Annotated in this window: 11 protein-coding genes and 2 tRNA genes; 5 read left to right on the forward strand and 8 right to left on the reverse strand. The window is 62.4% G+C overall.

What is annotated here, in order from left to right; translation table 11 throughout:
* The first annotated feature begins 31 nt into the window (after positions 1 to 31).
* Together ACTJLB_RS21845 and ACTJLB_RS21850 are read left to right on the forward strand one after the other, a co-directional pair.
* A complete protein-coding gene (locus tag ACTJLB_RS21845) occupies positions 32 to 1,225 on the forward strand; it encodes a polysaccharide biosynthesis/export family protein (protein WP_288823917.1) in 1,194 nt (397 codons plus the stop codon).
* Positions 1,226 to 1,248: 23 nt separating this feature from the next.
* Positions 1,249 to 3,660 carry a polysaccharide biosynthesis tyrosine autokinase gene (locus ACTJLB_RS21850; protein ID WP_440784428.1) on the forward strand — a complete coding sequence of 804 codons (2,412 nt, stop codon included), beginning with the start codon at positions 1,249 to 1,251 and terminating at the stop codon, positions 3,658 to 3,660.
* 231 nt (positions 3,661 to 3,891) lie between these two features.
* Here ACTJLB_RS21850 and ACTJLB_RS21855 read toward each other — a convergent pair whose 3' ends face one another.
* Positions 3,892 to 4,314, reverse strand: a complete 423-nt coding sequence (locus tag ACTJLB_RS21855; protein ID WP_020065737.1) for a helix-turn-helix domain-containing protein — start codon at positions 4,312 to 4,314, stop codon at positions 3,892 to 3,894.
* Positions 4,315 to 4,583: 269 nt separating this feature from the next.
* The gene (locus ACTJLB_RS21860) at positions 4,584 to 5,801 is read right to left on the reverse strand and encodes a glycosyltransferase family 4 protein (protein WP_440784429.1); all 1,218 of its coding nucleotides are present in this window, start codon (positions 5,799 to 5,801) and stop codon (positions 4,584 to 4,586) included.
* A 167-nt stretch (positions 5,802 to 5,968) separates the two neighbouring features.
* On the opposite strand from ACTJLB_RS21860, the gene ACTJLB_RS21865 reads away from it, so the two are divergent.
* Positions 5,969 to 7,297 carry a glycosyltransferase gene (locus ACTJLB_RS21865; protein WP_440784430.1) on the forward strand — a complete coding sequence of 443 codons (1,329 nt, stop codon included), beginning with the start codon at positions 5,969 to 5,971 and terminating at the stop codon, positions 7,295 to 7,297.
* A 63-nt stretch (positions 7,298 to 7,360) separates the two neighbouring features.
* Here ACTJLB_RS21865 and rpiA read toward each other — a convergent pair whose 3' ends face one another.
* The 3 genes from rpiA to rnr all read right to left on the reverse strand — a co-directional run bounded on the left by rpiA (position 7,361) and on the right by rnr (position 11,560).
* A complete protein-coding gene (gene rpiA, locus ACTJLB_RS21870) occupies positions 7,361 to 8,056 on the reverse strand; it encodes a ribose-5-phosphate isomerase RpiA (protein WP_440784431.1) in 696 nt (231 codons plus the stop codon).
* A gap of 64 nt (positions 8,057 to 8,120) precedes the next feature.
* Positions 8,121 to 8,864, reverse strand: coding sequence for a 23S rRNA (guanosine(2251)-2'-O)-methyltransferase RlmB (rlmB, locus tag ACTJLB_RS21875; protein ID WP_310065340.1), 744 nt, complete (start codon positions 8,862 to 8,864; stop codon positions 8,121 to 8,123).
* Positions 8,865 to 9,058: 194 nt separating this feature from the next.
* Positions 9,059 to 11,560, reverse strand: a complete 2,502-nt coding sequence (gene rnr, locus ACTJLB_RS21880; protein ID WP_020065732.1) for a ribonuclease R — start codon at positions 11,558 to 11,560, stop codon at positions 9,059 to 9,061.
* Between the two features lie 305 nt (positions 11,561 to 11,865).
* Here rnr and ACTJLB_RS21885 point away from each other — a divergent pair.
* Positions 11,866 to 11,952, forward strand: a tRNA-Leu gene (locus ACTJLB_RS21885).
* 212 nt (positions 11,953 to 12,164) lie between these two features.
* Positions 12,165 to 12,251: transfer RNA gene (locus ACTJLB_RS21890), tRNA-Leu, on the forward strand.
* A 166-nt stretch (positions 12,252 to 12,417) separates the two neighbouring features.
* Here the strand turns inward: ACTJLB_RS21890 and ACTJLB_RS21895 are convergent.
* The 3 genes from ACTJLB_RS21895 to ACTJLB_RS21905 all read right to left on the reverse strand — a co-directional run bounded on the left by ACTJLB_RS21895 (position 12,418) and on the right by ACTJLB_RS21905 (position 17,135).
* Positions 12,418 to 13,077, reverse strand: coding sequence for a TetR/AcrR family transcriptional regulator (locus tag ACTJLB_RS21895; protein WP_440784432.1), 660 nt, complete (start codon positions 13,075 to 13,077; stop codon positions 12,418 to 12,420).
* Between the two features lie 205 nt (positions 13,078 to 13,282).
* Positions 13,283 to 14,146: a 4Fe-4S dicluster domain-containing protein gene (locus tag ACTJLB_RS21900; protein WP_440784433.1), complete on the reverse strand. Its 864-nt coding sequence runs from the start codon at positions 14,144 to 14,146 to the stop codon at positions 13,283 to 13,285.
* Positions 14,147 to 14,156: 10 nt separating this feature from the next.
* Complete coding sequence (locus ACTJLB_RS21905) at positions 14,157 to 17,135, reverse strand: molybdopterin-dependent oxidoreductase (protein ID WP_440784434.1); 2,979 nt, start codon at positions 17,133 to 17,135, stop codon at positions 14,157 to 14,159.
* Positions 17,136 to 17,149 lie beyond the last annotated feature (14 nt).

Below are 17,149 nucleotides of genomic sequence, written 5' to 3' on the forward strand. Positions count from 1 at the left end.
ACGTACCGGCTACACGCGAAGGGACCATAAAATGACTATCAAAACAATTGCCGCGACGCTCGCGGCTGCATCTCTATGCGCCTGTTCACTGGCGCCCGGACCATACCTCGACACGAAACGGCTGGAACCGCCGGCACCGCCCGAGCAGACCGCCGAGAAGTTTCCGGTGCACGCAATCGACGTCGGTTATTTCCGCGAGCAACGCGCGGCCACCGTTCCCGCCGTCTGCCCGTTGACGTGCCTTACACCGCAAACGCGCGGCCTTTACGAGTATCGGCTGGGGATAGGCGACCAGTTGACCATCATCGTCTGGGATCACCCCGAACTGACGGGCGGCGTGGGCCTCGCAACCGGTACGCCGCCGTTGCCCGGAGGTAGCGCTGCGCCCTCGCCCGGCCCCACGCAGACGCAAGGCGCGACGCCCATCGCGCCCACCACGATGAGCAGCGGCGAAGGCGGTCTTACGGTGCGTGTCGCCAACAACGGCACGATCTTCTTTCCGCGCGTGGGCCGCATCAAGGTGCAAGGCATGACCGCGCAACAGGTTCAGGAAGCGCTGACGAAAGGTCTCGCGCGCACGATTCGGGACCCGCAACTCGACGTGCGCGTGTCGGGCTTCAACAGTCAGTCGGTGCAGGTGACCGGCAACCTGCGCACGCCCGCGTCCGAAGCAATCACCGATGCGCCGCTCACCGTGCTCGACGCGATCAACCGCGCGGGAGGCGCGCTGCCCGACGCCGATCTGCAGAACGTCGGCGTCACGCGCGACGGCAAACGCCATACGGTCGACGTAGCGGCGCTACTCGAAACCGGCGATCCGCAGCAGAACGTCTTGCTGAAGGACGGCGACATCATCGACGTGCCGGATCGCTCGAATAGCCGCGTATTCGTGCTCGGCGAAGTCAACAAGCCGACTTCGCTGCCGATGAACCGCGGCCGTCTCACGCTCGCCGACGCACTCACCGGCGCAGGCAGTCTCGATGTGAAGACCGGCGATCCGCGCTACGTCTATGTGGTGCGTGGCGCCGACAAAACGCTGACGCCGGACGTCTATCAACTCGATATGACGCAAGTGGACGCGTTGATGCTAATGACCAAGTTCGATCTGCAACCGAAGGACGTGGTGTACGTGCAAGTGTCGAATGCCGCGCGCTTCAATCGCGCACTCGAACAGATCACGCCGACTCTCCAGTCGCTGTTCTACACCGTCCAGTTGTCCAGATAAATTGCTTGCAACGGAGTATCGACATGAGTACGTATGACATGCTGGACCACGGGCCGGCGCCGGGCGGCGACGAAGACGCTGTAATGCGCGATCTGCTGCGCACGGTTACGGAGCAGATCTGGTGGGTAATCGGCATTGCAGGCAGCGTGATCCTCGCCGCAGTCGTCTACACGAAGATCGCCACGCCGGTCTATTCGGCCGACGCGCTGCTTCAGGTCGATGCGCAGAGCAGCGGCAACAACCCGCAAGGTCAGAAGCTGCTTTCGTTGACGCCGAGCGTGGGCCCGATGCGCACCGAGGCCGAGATCGAAATCATCAAGAGCCGCGCGGTGGTCGAGCCGGTGGTCGAGCAATTCAAGCTGAACTTCAGCACATCGGCGAACACGGTGCCGGTGCTGGGCAAGATTGCTTCGCTGTTCGCGAGCCCGGGGCACCCGTTCGCTGCACCGTTCGGACTGACCGAATATGCGTGGGGCGGAGAGCAGTTCGAGGTTGCCTCGATCGTCGTGCCGAAGGCGCTCGAAGGCGCGCAACTGACGCTGCGCGCGCTCGACAAGGGCCACTACGTACTGACCGATGCGCGCGGTGCAACGCTGTTGACCGGCGTGGCCGGCGTGCAGGCGCAAGGCCACGACATCACGCTGCTGGTGAAAAGACTGGTGGCGCGTCCCGGCACCGAGTTTTACATCACGCGATTCAATCAGCTTGACGCGGTATCGGGCCTGTCCACTGCGTTGCAGGTCACCGAGAAAGGCCGTGACACGGGCGTCGTGCAATTGTCGTATTCGGGTACCGACGCCCATGCGATCACCGCGATCACGAACGCGGTGGCCGCCTCGTATCTGAAGCAGCGCACCGAACGCGCACAGGAAGAAGCGAGCCACATGCTCGACTTTCTCAACAGCGAACTGCCGCGGCTGCGCGACGAGGTAAAGAAGACGGAAACCGCGCTATCGGAGTATCAGTCGAAAGTCGGTTCGTTCCAGCCGACTCAGGAAGCGGGCGTGTATCTCGCCGGTGGCCTCGACTACGAAAAGCAGATCGCGGCGCTGCGCATTCAGCGCGCGCAATTGCTGCAGCGTTTCACACCTGAAAGCCCGGAAGTGCTGCAGGTAGACTCGCAATTGGCGGCAATGGCCCGTGAGAAAGCGCGCTTCGAAGACCACTTTACGACGCTGCCGAGTTCCGAGCGTAACGCGCTCGCATTGCAACGCGATGCGAAAGTCGCCGAAGAGATTTACGTGGCGCTGCTCAACAGGATTCAGGAGTTGTCGATCTCGCGGGCCGGCACGATCGGCAACGTTCACATCGTCGACGAAGCGTTGCTGCCGTCGAAGCCCGTGCGGCCGAAGTCGGCACTCGTGATTTCTGCGGGCACGCTGCTCGGCGTGATCGGCGGCATTCTGTTCGCGTATTGCAGGCGCAAGTTCTTTACCGGCGTGGCCGATCCGGAATTTGTCGAACGCCGCTTCCAGTTGCCGATTTTCGGCGCGATCACGTTCAGTCCGGAACAGGCGCGCAGCGACCGGCAGTTGAGCGCGACGCGCGGAGCCGCTCTCGCCGCGCCTCGCTCGCGGCCGACCGAAGTGGAAGATGCTACTGCGTCCCCGAGCGGCATCGCGGGACTGTTGTCGTCCCGCTCGCGCGCGAATGCAGCAGCAGACGAAGCGCGCAGCGAGCCGGTCGGCACACAAACGGTGGTCTCGTCGGGCAGGACGCCGGTGCGCCCGCTGCTCGTGAAGACGCATCCGTACGACACGACTGTCGAAGGCTTGCGCGGCTTGCGCGCTACTTTGCAGTTCGGCCTGCTGGATGCGCCGAACCGCATCATCGCGATTACGAGTCCGGCGCCGTCCGACGGCAAGAGTTTCCTGAGCGCGAACCTCGCGGCGCTAATCGCCGAATCGGGCAAGCGCGTGCTGCTGATCGATGCGGATTTGCGGCGCGGTCGTCTCGCACAGTATCTCGGCCGCTCCCCTGAAGGCGGGCTCACCGAGTTGCTGACAGGCCAGGTGGACCTTGAAACGGCGGCACGCGCGACGGGCGTCGCGGGTCTTCACTTCATCGCCGCGGGCACTTATCCCCCGAATCCGTCGGAGATTCTCACCTCGTCGCGGTTCAGTGAAATCCTTGCGCGTTTCGAACAGCAGTTCGACCTGATCATCGTCGATACGCCGCCGCTGCTCGCGGTCGCCGACGCCGCAGTGGTCGCGAATCTCGCGGGCTCGACGGTGCTCGTCATGCGCGCCGGCGCGCATACCGAAGGCCATCTCGCGGAAGCGTTGAAGAAGCTGCGCCGTGCACGCGCGCGCGTGGTCGGTGGCGTGATGAACGCCGTACCGCTGAAGAGCCACAATAAAAACGGTACGTACGACTATGCTTATGCATACACGTACGCGACTGCCCATCCTGACGACACCGGCAAGACGGGCTGATTCACGCTGCAAGCGATAAACGGTAAGCGATCAAGGGCCGCGCTCCATGGAGACGCGGCCCTTTCTTCTATTGCCGCGTCGACGCGCGATGATGTAATGGTGAGAGTGCTGGAGCTATAGCAGACAGGGCGCCGACAGCGGAAAACCGCCGGCGCAGAACGAGTGAGACGTTCTGAGTGAAACGAGCCGCACAGACGGACCGCGGACGATCGGCGCCGCCCGGCTACGGCCTTATAGAAATGCGCTGACGTCTGTCTGGAACCGCTGGGCAAGCGCTTTAGCGACCTTCTTGCTGATCGAGCGGCGGCCCGCCAGGATATCGCTCACCACCGTCGGCGACGCGATGCCCATCAGATCCTTTTGCTTGAGACCGTGGGTCTCCAGCAGGTGCCGCAATACCTCGCGCGGCTCGCCTTTCGGAAGCGTCGTATTCTGCGCTTTCCAGGCGCGGACGAGCTCCGAAACGATCGCATGAAGATCGGCAAGCGGATCGTCCTCCTTGCCGTTCAGATGGGCGGCAAGCGCGCTGGCGAGCTCGACCATCGTCTGGTAATCATGCTCGTTGCGAATGGGAGTAATGGGCACGTGAGCCTGCAGGGCGGCCCAGCTTTGAGCAATGTCGGGAAAGGATCCCGGAAGGCGATCGGCATTCATGAGTGTAGGTTCATCCTCGTCCAAAGGTCGTGCTCGCATGCGTCACCACGTGACGAACGAATAACGACTGCCTGTTGTAATAAATCGCCGCGACAATCCGTGCCGGCTGTCGCCGCGTCGAAGACCGTGTATCGAGGCGGCCATGACCCACGCTGGCGCCTCCCCCCGGATAGCCGCTCGGGTGGCATCGCCCGGCGGCTTGTTCGATATGCTGCCCCTGCTGAAACAGGTTTGAATCGCCGAGCAAGGAAGCTCGCGAAAGCCTCGGCTCATCGTCCCCAACTGCTCCGCGACGCCGGCTGGGCAGGCCAGCCAACCTCGTCGGCGATGAGATCGGCGCCAGTTCTCTCCACTACCGCCGCCTCACTGCGCAAGCCCGCCGCGGCGATCGTGCGCGTCACCTCGGCCATGAACGCGCGGCGAAACACAGCCGACGAGAACCGCTCCGCGTTCGCACGGCAAGCGGCTGGCGTGATCTGCTCGCGCTGCCGCTCGAAACGGTCGATGGCATCGAGCATCGACACGACAGTCTGTCGTCCGAAATAAACGCCTGTAGGATGCGCTTCACCGACAGGCACAACTGTTTCGAGCGCTCCGCCCTTGCCGAACGCAATGACCGGCGTGCCGCAGGCCTGTGCTTCGAGCGGAACGATGCCGAAGTCCTCTTCGGCAGCGAAGACAAACGCCTTCGCGCGCTGCAAATAGTCCTTGAGCACGCCGGCCGGCTGGTAGCCGAGTATCGTCACATTCGGCCCGGCCTTGGCGCGAATCGCAGCCATTTCGGGGCCGTCGCCGATCACGACCAACTGGCGGTGCGGTGTTGCGCTGAACGTCTCGACAATCAGGTCGATGCGTTTGTACGGCACCATTCGCGAGGCCGTCAGATAGAAGTCTTCCTTGTTCGTGCATAGCTCGAACTGCTGCACGTCGACGGGAGGCGGAATGACGGCCGCGTCGCGACGGTACGTTTTCATCATGCGGCGCGCGACGAATTGCGAATTGGCGATAAGACGGTCCACGCTATTCGCCGAGTGCGAATCCCAGCCACGCAAGTAATGCAGCAGCAGGCGCACGAGCCAGGACCTGGGTCCGTGCGTCAATCCCGCTTCGCGCAGATACTGATGCTGCAGGTCCCACGCATAACGCATCGGCGAATGCACGTAACTCACATGCGTTTGATCGGGTCCGACGAGCACACCCTTCGCAACCGCATAGGAACTCGTGATAATGAGGTCGTAGCCCGAGAGGTCGAACTGCTCGACCGCGAGCGGCATCAACGGCAAGTAAGCGCGGTAGCGGCGCCGCGCGAACGGCAGGGATTGAATGAATGAGGTGGTGACCGGTTTGCCGCGCAACGGCCGGCGGTCTTCGAGGAAGTCGACGAGACTGAAAAGATCCGCGTCGGGAAAGCATTCGATGATCTGCTCGAGTACTTTCTCCGCGCCGCCGGGTGCGACGAGCCAGTCGTGCACGATCGCAACTCTCATGATCTCCTTATCCTCAGTCAACGCCTCTGGGCTTAACAACGAGTGTATGTGGCGCTTCGTTTGCTGCGTGTGCGCGTGCACACATTCGACGCGCGACGGGACGCGAATAATTAATCATCGCCATTCGCCTCTTGCGAACGAACAAAAACCAATTAATTCGCCTTCCTATGCGCCCTACGCTCGACGCCTCTCCAATCGCTACCCCGCTGCCGCTCGTGTCGCCGGTGTTCATCGATCCAGTTGCAGCGCCTGCCGCGCCGGTCGGCTCCGGCGTGTCGGCACCCACGGTCAGGCAAACGAGCGCATTGCCGCGCGTGCTCTTTGTCGACCAAAGCGGCCAACTCGGCGGGGCCGAGTTCGCGTTGCTGCAATTGGCAGAACATTGCAGATCGCATAGCGAAGTCGTGTTGCTTGCCGACGGTCCGTTTCGAATGCGTCTGGAAGCGCTCGGCGCCCGCGTGCAAGTGATGAACGACGCGACGGTTTCGGGCATCGCGCGGCAAGCGTCGGCTTTGAACTGCCTGCGCGTGCTGCCTGGCATCGTGCGGCAGGTCCGCGCTCTTGCTGCACGCGCGCGAGCGTTCGACGTATTGTTCGTCAACACACAAAAAGCGCTTGTGCTGGGCGCGCTTGGCAAGGTGCTGTATCGCAAGCCTGTGGTCTGGTATCAGCACGACATTCTCACGCGCGAGCATTTCGGCCGGGTGCAACTGAGCGTCATCAAGTGGGCGGTGCGGCTTGCGGTCGACCACGTGATCGTCAATTCGCAGGCATCGGCGAGGTCGCTTGCAGCGCTCACAGGTCTCGCCGCAGACTCGGTACCGGTCGTCTACAACGGCATCGACGCGAGCGCGTTCGATCGCGTGGATGGCACCGACATCGGCTCGCTCAGGCAGCGCCTCGGCTTGCCGGAGAACGCATGGCTTGCCGGTCTGTTCGGCCGCCTCGCGCCGTGGAAAGGTCAGCACATCGCGCTCGAGGCGTTGGCGCGATTGCCCGATGCGCACCTCGTTCTGGTCGGCGCACCACTATTTGGTGAGGATGCCTATGCGCAGCGTCTGCGCGACCAGGCCGCCGCGCTCGGCATTGCCGAACGCGTGCATTTCGCGGGCTTTCAGGACGACGTGCCCACGTGGATGAAAGCGATGAATGTGATCTTGCACACGTCCACGGAACCCGAGCCTTTTGGCCGTGTAATCGTCGAGGGCATGGCGGCGGGCCGGCCGGTGATCGCGGCGGCCGCAGGCGGCGTAACGGAGATCGTGCGGCATGGCCGCAACGGCTGGCTGGTGAAGCCCGGCGATGCAGCGGCGCTCGCGGAGGCAATCGTCGCGTTGCGCGCGGATCCGGCGCTCGCACAGCGCCTTGCGCAACAGGCGCTGACCGATGCGCAGGCGGAGTTTTCGGTGGAGCGGTATTTGCAGCGAATGATGGACGCGTTGACGGCCGCCATGCGGCGCCCCGGTGACAGAACGAATACTCAGGCGAGCCGCTAGAACGCGTGCCGCTGCTGAAACGATGGATGCGTGCGAGCCCGCGTGAGCAGGCTCGCGCGTGACTCAGTCCTTGCGGTATTCGACGGTTTGCACGCCGGTGTCCGTGCCGAGCAGACACAGATTTGCGCCGCGCGCCGCGAAGAGTCCGACCGTGACGACGCCTGGCCACGCGTTGATATGCATTTCGAGCGTGCGCGGGTCGCTAATACGCAGACCTTTGACGTCGATGATCTCGTTGCCGTTGTCGGTGATAAAGGGCGTGCCCTCTTTCGTGACGCGCACCACCGGCACACCGCCGAGCGCCGTCACGCGGCGGCCGATTGCGGTGCGTGCCATCGGCACCACTTCGATCGGCAGCGGAAAATTGCCCAGCGTGTCGACAAGTTTGCTCGCATCCGCGATACAGACGAATACGTCAGATACCGAAGCGACGATTTTCTCGCGCGTCAGCGCACCGCCGCCGCCTTTGATCATCGCGCCGCTGTGGTCGATCTCGTCCGCGCCGTCCACATAAACCGGCAGCGAATCGATTTCGTTCAGATCGAGCACCTTGATGCCGTGCGATTGCAGGCGCGCGGTGGTGGCAAGCGAACTCGACACCGCGCCGCGATAGCGCGCCTTGTTGGCGGCCAGCGCGTCGATGAAGCAGTTCGCGGTGGAGCCTGTGCCCACGCCGATCAACGAGCCTTCGGGCACGTTGGCGAGGACGTAGTCGGCGGCGGCCTGGCCGACCAGTTGCTTGAGTTCGTCTTGAGTCATAGGAATGCCGGCTAGCAGTAAAAAACACTAGTTTACCGGAGTGGAGGCCGCGGGCCGGCCGGAATTACTTCTTCACCGCCCGCTGCCTGACCGCCTCGAACAGACACACGCCGCTCGCCACGGATACGTTCAGGCTTTCCACGGTGCCGGCCATCGGAATCTGCATGACGACGTCGCAGGTATCGCGCGTAAGGCGGCGCATGCCCTCGCCTTCGGCGCCCATCACGAGTGCAACGGGACCGTCGAGCTCCGTCTCGTACAGGCTTTTGTTGGCCTCGCCGGCCGTGCCGACAACCCACACGCCGGCGTCCTTCAGTTCGCGCAACGCCCGCGCGAGGTTCGTCACGGTGATGTACGGCACGGTGTCGGCGGCGCCGCTCGCGACCTTCGCGGCTGTCGCGTTCAGGCCGACGGCCCGGTCACGCGGCGCGATCACCGCGTGCGCGCCGGCAGCGTCGGCGACGCGCAGGCAGGCGCCCAGATTGTGCGGGTCCGTCACGCCGTCCAGCACCAGAATGAGTGGCGAACCGTTGATGCCGTCGAGCAATTCAGCCAGGTTCTGCGCAAGCGGCATGTCGCCCGCGCGCGCGACGACACCCTGGTGACGCTCGGTGTGCGCGAGGCCCCACAGGCGCGTTTCGTCGGCGGCGATGAGACGCACGCCCGCTTCTTTCGCCACGTGCAGAAACTCGGTCATGCGACGGTCCTTGCGCGTGGCGTCGTAATAGACATCTTCGACGGTGGACGCGTCGTGCCTGATACGCGCGGTGACTGCGTGGAAACCGTATAGAACCTTGTGACGTGCCATGACTGTACAACCTTTGATTTAGCCCGGCAGGATCGCCGCGCTGCTGTGATGAATATATGTTGCCTGTGCGCGATCCAGCCAGCGCGTGAATGCGGGATTGACCGCAGATTGAACCAGGCAGATGAAACGAACACCGCGCGCAACCGGCACGTCAAGACGTACCCGCTGCGCGCGGTTCAAGCCATGAGGCGGCTTTAGCGCTTCTTGCGCGCCGTCGGCTTGGACGCCGGTTTGGGCGCCGCGCCGTGCTTCTTCGCGGCACCGCGCGCGGCGCGTGCTTCCTTGACGGCAGCGCTTTGTGCGGGAGCCGCTTTCTTGCGACGCGCGCCCGCCGCATTGCCGCCTTCGACCGGCGGCAATGCGCGCACGCGCGCGCCGCCGTTTTCACCGGATGATTTGTCGGCCGCCGCCGCGCCGCGCACCGGATGCGGCTTGATCGGCGTATCCCGCACGAGACGGAAGTCGATCTTCCGCGCGTCGAGATCCACGCGGCTCACCTGCACGCGCACGCGATCGGACAGGCGGTAGCGAATGCCGGTGCGCTCGCCGCGCAGTTCGTTCTTGATCTCGTCGTACTGGAAGTAGTCGGAGCCCAGTTCGGTGACGTGCACGAGGCCTTCGATGAAAAGCGAGTCGAGCTGCACGAAAATGCCGAACGACGTGACACCGTTCACCATGCCGCCATATTCTTCGCCGAGCTTGTCGCGCATGAAATAGCACTTGAGCCATGCCTCGACGTCGCGCGACGCTTCGTCGGCGCGGCGTTCGTTGGCCGAGCAATGCAGACCCAGTTCTTCCCAGATTGCCACGTTGTTCGAGCGCGAGCGGCCGCTTTTTTCCTCGTCGGCCTGCTGCATCGCGCGTGCGCGCGGCGACAGCGCCGTGTTCAGTGTGACGCCTTGCGGCGGCTCAGGCTGATACTTGCGGCCCTGCAGAATCGCGTAGATCGCGCGGTGCGTGAGCAGATCGGGATAACGGCGGATCGGGCTCGTGAAGTGGGCATACGCCTCGTAGGCGAGACCGAAGTGGCCGATGTTGTCGGGGCTGTACACGGCCTGTTGCATCGAGCGCAGCAGCATGGTTTGCAGCATCTGCGCGTCGGGCCGTTCGCGGATTTGCGCCATCAGCGCGGCGTAGTCGCTTGCATGCGGCTTGTCGCCGCCGCCGAGCGTGAGGCCCATGCCGCGCAGGAACGTGCGCAGATTCTCGAGCTTCTCCGCAGTCGGCCCGGCGTGCACGCGGAACAGACCCGGATGCTTGTTGCGCTTGAGGAAGTCGGCGGCGCAGACGTTCGCGGCCAGCATGCATTCCTCGATCAGCTTATGCGCGTCGTTGCGGGTACGCGGCACGATCTGTTCGATCTTGCCCTGTGCATTGCAGACGATGTACGTCTCGGTCGTGTCGAAGTCGATCGCGCCGCGCTTCTGGCGCGCGGCGAATAGCGACTTGTAGACGCCGTACAGATTCTGCAGTTGCGGCAGCAGCGCGGCGCGGCGCGCGGCTTCCGGACCCTTGGTGTTCTTCAGCACCGCGGCGACTTCGGTATAAGTCAGACGTGCGGCCGAATGCATCACGCCGGGATAGAACTGATACGCCTTCACTTCGCCGCGCGCGGTGACGATCATGTCGCACACCAGCACGCAACGGTCGACGCTCGGATTCAGCGAGCACAAACCGTTCGACAGTTTTTCCGGCAGCATGGGAATGACGCGGCGCGGGAAATAAACGGAGGTGCTGCGTTCGATCGCGTCCGCGTCGAGCCCGCTCTTCGGATGCACGTAGTGCGAGACGTCCGCGATCGCAACGATCAGGCGGAAACCATCGCCGCGGCCTACCTTGACCGGCTCGCAATAGACGGCGTCGTCGAAGTCGCGCGCGTCTTCGCCGTCGATCGTGACGAGCGGCACGTCGCGCAGGTCGACGCGGTGACGCACGTCGGCCGGTCGGACTTCATCGGGAAGTTTCGAGGCTTCGGCAAGCGCGTCGGGGCTGAACTCGTGCGGCACGCCGTACTTGCGCACGGCGATTTCGATTTCCATGCCGGGGTCGTCGATATCGCCGAGCACTTCGGCCACGCGGCCGAGCGGCTGCGAATGTCGACTCGGAAAATCGGTCAGCTCAACGACCACCACCTGACCGACCTTGGCCTTCTTGGTGTTCTGCGTGATCAGGATGTCGTGGCCAATGCGCTTGTCTTCGGGAGCGACGATCAGCGCGCCGTTCTCATTCAGCAGGCGGCCAATGACGCGCTTGTTCGCGCGGTCAGTGACTTCGACGATATGCCCTTCCGGCCGGCCACGCCGGTCATAGCCGACGATGCGCGCAAGCACGCGGTCGTTGTGCATGACCTTCTGCATTTCGGCGGTGGGCAGGAACAGGTCGTCCTGACCGTCGTCGCGAATCAGGAAGCCATAGCCGTCGCGATGGCCCTGAACGCGCCCTGCGACGAAGTTCGACGGATGAGTCAGTTGATACAAATTGCGCTGATCGAGCCGGATCTGGCCGTCGCGCTCCATCGCGCCGAGACGCTTGAAGAATCCCTCGCGCTCCTGGCGCTTGATCGACAAGGCTTCGGCGATGTCGTTGGCGGCGAGCGGCGCTTCGCTCGTACGCAGGACGCCGAGGATTTCCTCGCGGCTCGGAATCGGATACGGAAATTTGCTCAAGGGCTTGTCGATGATTTTTTCTCGTTGCATGGACGTCGGTCGGCGATGTGGCTCGGCTTAAGAAGCGTTTGCAGCGCGCATGATCCGCGCCTGCCGTTGCACTAAAAAGACTGTCTCGGGTCCGGCTCGTTCAAGGCTGAGTCCGACGGGCTTGTGCACCGTGCCAACGAACTACTGCGAGGCATTCTAACACCCGTGCGGCGCGCCACGCGGGCCGTCAATAGTCGCCAGGAAGCCCGCGCAGCGTCGTCGGCGGGTTGTTTAAGCAAGTTTTGAGAAACGCTTGACAGGCTCCATCCTGCCGCTATAATGGCGGTCTTTGCTGTTCATCACCTGCCCAGGTGGCGAAATTGGTAGACGCACTAGGTTCAGGTCCTAGCGGTGGCAACACTGTGGAGGTTCGAGTCCTCTCTTGGGCACCAAGATTCAAAACTAAAGCCGCCATGTTGTATGGGCGGCTTTAGTTTTTGTGAAAAGCGTTTTGTGCAAAGCGTTTGGTTTGATGGTCATGCAGTCTGATTGCCGGTCGCCGGCATTCAATGCATTGCTCGTAGTCGTAAAAGCCAAGTTTGTTTATAGCGGGGATTGACACGCTGCATCAGCCCGCTAAAATAGCGTTCTAGCTTGAAGACGTGCCCAGGTGGCGGAATTGGTAGACGCACTAGGTTCAGGTCCTAGCGGTGGCAACACCGTGGAGGTTCGAGTCCTCTCCTGGGCACCACAGTTGTTCCGGCGTAAGCCGCAGTAGTCCGAGAAACCCCGTAAGGTCAACGTCTTACGGGGTTTTTTGTCGTCTATAGATCCGTTGCGTTCAACTGACACCGAAGATTTCTGCCCTACCCCGATATCACGCTCGTTAATACAGACGGTCGGCCACGCTCAATGGCTCAGACGCACGACGCTGTCACGCCGGTGCACTTCACGTCCTGACGTTTTTCCGGTGACAGCTGCCGCAGCGCATCTGAAATAAGCTCGCAGACCAGGGACTGAATCGCCTCTTCGCCGACTGCCTGCGGCGTGCATATCTTCAAGAAGTGCAAGCCATTGCACAGGCTCATCAGCGTCAACGCGACGGCGTCCGGCGGCAAAGGCAGCTCGCAGCCGCCATGCACGACATTCGCTCGCAAATAGGCGCTGACTTCGTCCAGTTGTTCGTGGCGGAGCGCATTCACGCGCTCCCGGAATGCGCTGTCGCGGCGCGCAATGAGATGCGCCTCCAGCCATAGCGGAAAGGAATCGCTTGGCAGAAAGCAGCGGCTGTAATACGCGATCGCGCGCGAGCTCATATCGTCGCCCCGCTCCGCGACCATGGACTGCAGACGCGCACTTGCCTCGTCGACATCGCGACGGAGCAGTTCCAGCAGTAGTTCCTGTTTGCAGTGGAAGTTGGAGTAAAAGGCGCCGCGCGTATAACCCGCCGCCTTGACGATGTCCTCTACGCTCGTCGCGGCCAAACCCTTTTCAAGGAAAACGCTCCGCGCAGCCTCGAACAGACGCTCTCGCGTCTGCTGTTTCCTCCGCGCGCGCGTCAGGCGTTCGTGCTTCATCGCATAGCTCACCGGTGACGTTGCCGTCTGGACTCGCCGAGCCTCAGCGAACGTGTCAGATGGCGGGTTGATCGACAGCTCTACCGGTGCACCGAGCGGCGCACCGGCCATGTTTGTATATATAAATCATGACTGATTACATTGTCAATTTACAAAACGGGAATGGAAATGGCGAACCGTCCCGGCAAGCACGTTCGTCCTGACGTTACGCGGGCTCGGTTGCGGTCGCCGGCTGCGCGACGTTGACGTCGCCGAGGTAGACGCTTTCGCCCAGTTCACATTCACGCGACGCCTTGCCGAGCGCGTGAACTATCTCCACCCGGTAGAGGCCGCTGTCCTTTGCGAGGCCCAGGAACCGGAAATCGCCGAACGCGTCCGACACCGTTTCGGCAATCTTCTCGCCACGCGCGTACAGCACAACCACGGCATCGGCCACACACTCGACGATGCCTTTCGCCTCGGCACTGACGCTTCCGCCGATAAAGCAGCTTTCCCAGCGCTCAAGGCCGCTGTACCACACGCGAGGTTGTGTGCCGAGGCGCGGTTGCAAAACCTTCAGCCCTTCTTGCCTCGCTTTTTCCGCCATCTTTGCGTCGTCCAGCTTGACCGTTTCGAACACGCCGGTCGGGCATGACTGTTCACATCTGGGACGTTGCCAACCCCCGTCGAGCAGGTGGGCGTCGAAGATCCATGTCTGCGGCAGTTGCAGTTCCTCGTTCCACACAATCGCCTTGTAAGGGCAGGACTTCACGATATCTTTCCGCCCGCGCGCCTTGTCAGGATCGATGATGACGATGCCGTCGGCACGTTTGCGAACGGCGCCGTCACCCGCTCGCACGCATGGCGCGTCGTCGCAGTGATTGCACATCACGGGCAGGTAGGTCGTGTCGACCATGTGCGAGCGGCCCTGCACACGGCGCAAGATCCGGATGGGGCTCCCGGCGCCGGCCGCAGCGGGCGCGGCGTAACCGGGGAAGTCGTTGCCGACGTGCTCGTCGCGCGCGGCGATGACGCAGTTCTGGCAGTTCTCGCAACGTCCGACCTTGATAATCAGATTCCATTTTTTCACGCTGTGCTCCTTACGCTGCGCGGGCGAGCAGAAACGCTTCGGCGCCTCGCCATCTTTCGACCTGCACGAGGCATGAATTTGGGCTCATGCTGCTCGTTCCTGCCGTTTGGGGCCGGTCGGGTGTCAGCATATTCATGCAACCACCAATTTCGACGCGCTCGCCGTCGACTTCGATCAATTGAAACTCGGCGCTCGCCTCATATGACTTGACGACCCCTGCGGTGACCAGCGGCGAAACGTCGGCCGCGCAGATCACAGCTCCGCGGTCGTTGTAGACCTTGACGAGATCGCGATGACCGATGCATCGCATCGCCGCATCGGCCGCGCTCAACCTGAGGAGCCAGAAACGGTGACCGCCGATGAGCGCGCGATGATCCTCGACACTGTTGATGGACGAATTCTTGCCGTCACAATGCGTATGAAAGCTATAACGGCTGTGCGTGGCGATCAGCTGCAATGGGTACCGGCGAGCCAGGTCCGAGCGCAGTCCTTCCCACGACGGGATATAGCGGTTCAGCGGCGGCCGCTCAGGGTTGTCCGCGGTATGGCGCTTGAGCAGTTCGGGAATGAACTCGAACTTTCCGCTCGGCGTTTGCAGTCCCATGCCGAATTTTTCGGCGTGCTGCGACGGCAGCGGATGCGGTTCCTGCAAGTCCTTGCGACGGCCCTGCGCGAACCAGCGCATATCCGGCGGCTGGCGTAATTCCGCTTTCTCGGGTGGCACGACGAAATAGCCTTTGCGGCAGAAATCTCGCCACGAAACGTGATCGGGTAAATCCGACGATTCGAACACGCGCTTGACCCAGTCGAGTTCGCTGCATCCCTCGGTGAACACGCCGCCGAGGCCGAGCCGGCTCAAGATGGCAGTGAAAATGTCGTAGTCGGAGCGCGACTCGCCCAGTGGCTCGATGCATTTGTGCTGCATGGTCATGATGCGATGATTGACCGTGCTGAAACCATGATGTGCGTAGCCGCCGGAATTCGACCATTCGCCAATGTCCCATCGCTCGAGCGACGTGCACGCGGGCAGGATGATGTCGGCGAACTGCGCCTCGCCTTCCATCCAGATCGACTGGTTCACGACGAACTCGATACTCGGGTGCCGGTAAGCCTCGGCCCAGCGTCCGGATCGGGTCACCGTGCTGAAGGCAGAGCCGCCATATCGGTAGATCATGTGGATGGGCGAGTAACCGGGCATCGGGTAACTGAACGGCGCAAATTGCGCTTCCTGAGAAATGCCGTCCCATAGATATCCGGTCGCATGGCCGTTGATGATCGCGTCGGGCAGTTGCTGGCGGGGCACCATCTGCTTGACCGGATTCATGGTGAGAATATGCGGCATGCGCTGGTAGTTGTTCACCGCGTTCGCGGTCCAGGCCAGGTCGCCGGACATGCCGCCGTCCGCATAGCCAGGAAAATAGAACTGCAGATCGTGCGGGACCCCGATCTCCAGGCAGCCGAAATTGACGCCCGGCTTGCCCCAGCCTTGCATTGCCATCATCATGACCATGCAGCGCGCCCATTGCGCGCCCGTGGCTCCACGTGCCGCGCCGCCAAATCCCGCCCCTGTCATGCCGACGGCGAGATAGACCTTCCTGTTCCCCCACCGCCGCGCGAGCGCGCGAACGTCTTTTGCAGGAACGCCGGTTTCCGGCTCCTGCCATTCCGGCGTCTTCGGCACACCGTCGGATTCGCCCAGCAGATAGGCACGCCATTCGTCGAAGCCGGTCGTGCGCGTGGCAACGTAGTCTTCGTCATATAAGCCTTCTATGGCCCATACGTGCATGATGGCAGTAGCCAGCGCCGCATCGGTTTGCGGTCGCACGGGAATCCATCGTCCGCCGAACAGTTGCGCAGTCGGATTGCAATGCGGATCGATGTGCACGAACTCGATACCAAGCTCCTTCGCCCACAGACGCCTCGCCGTTCCTTCGAACCCGGCGTATGCGCCATTGGTGCTCTCCGGGTCGCAAGACCAGAATACGATCATTTCCGCTTCCTTCAGGCAATCTTCGACGCCGCCGTAGCCGGACGGCACGCCGACCCGCATCGAGTTGCCGAAGTGATGCATCGCCCCCCAATACCATCCCTCCCAACTGTCCGGATTCGCGGCCACGCGGGTGAACCCGATCAGGTTCGCAAACCGGGTCAGCGCGCTCAGGTAGTAGCCGACATTGCCCCATTGGTGATGCGAAGACATCGGAAACGTGATCGAACCGGGACCGTGAACGCGCTTTTGCCGGTTGATCTCCCGCGAGACGATGTCGAGAGCCTCGTCCCAACTGATCGGCACATAGCCGGACGTGCCACGGTTTTGGGGATTGCGTTCACCATCAGGGTCGAAGTCGACCCGCTTCATCGGGTGAAGAATGCGCTTGTCCGAGTAGACGAGTGACTTGATCGCCAACGCATGCGGCGCGACCATGCCTCGTCGCGGCGGGCTGAAACGGCGTCCGCGCGCCTCGATCTCCCAGCTTGCTGCATCGGAGCGATCCAGGTCTATCGGCGTGACCCGGACGATGCGGCCATCCTTTACATAGACGAACAACGGCCCGCCATTCGTGCAGGTCGCATAGCGCCGCGTGCCATCGCGCATCGGCGTACCCATCGGCAGGCTGACGGTTTGCATCATGCTCAGTGTTTGCATGAGCCAGACCAGCAGTTCGTCGTCGCCTTCCGTCACGACCTTGAAATTCTTCGCTGCATGCACGATCTCGGCCTGATCGGGACGTGGGGAGAGGAATTTGAGCGCGGTGGCGACATCCTTGAATGCGATGCGTACGTCCGGCTTTCGGCGCCTGTCTGCAAGAGAACGGACTCGCCCGTTCTTTATCTGGATTGCGCGCCCCATGCTTTCATCCATCAATCCGATCGAGGCGACCAGGTCGTGCTCTTTCAAACGATGTCGATAAGCCGGAAAGCGGCGCGCCGTCAGTTCGAGAACTTTGGGCAGCGCAAAAAGAATGGTCTTGAGGACCTGTCGTTTCATCATTCGATCCTATG

Origin of the sequence: Paraburkholderia sp. 22098, from assembly GCF_052045935.1 — a bacterium.
GTDB classification, from domain to species: Bacteria; Pseudomonadota; Gammaproteobacteria; order Burkholderiales; family Burkholderiaceae; genus Paraburkholderia; species Paraburkholderia caledonica.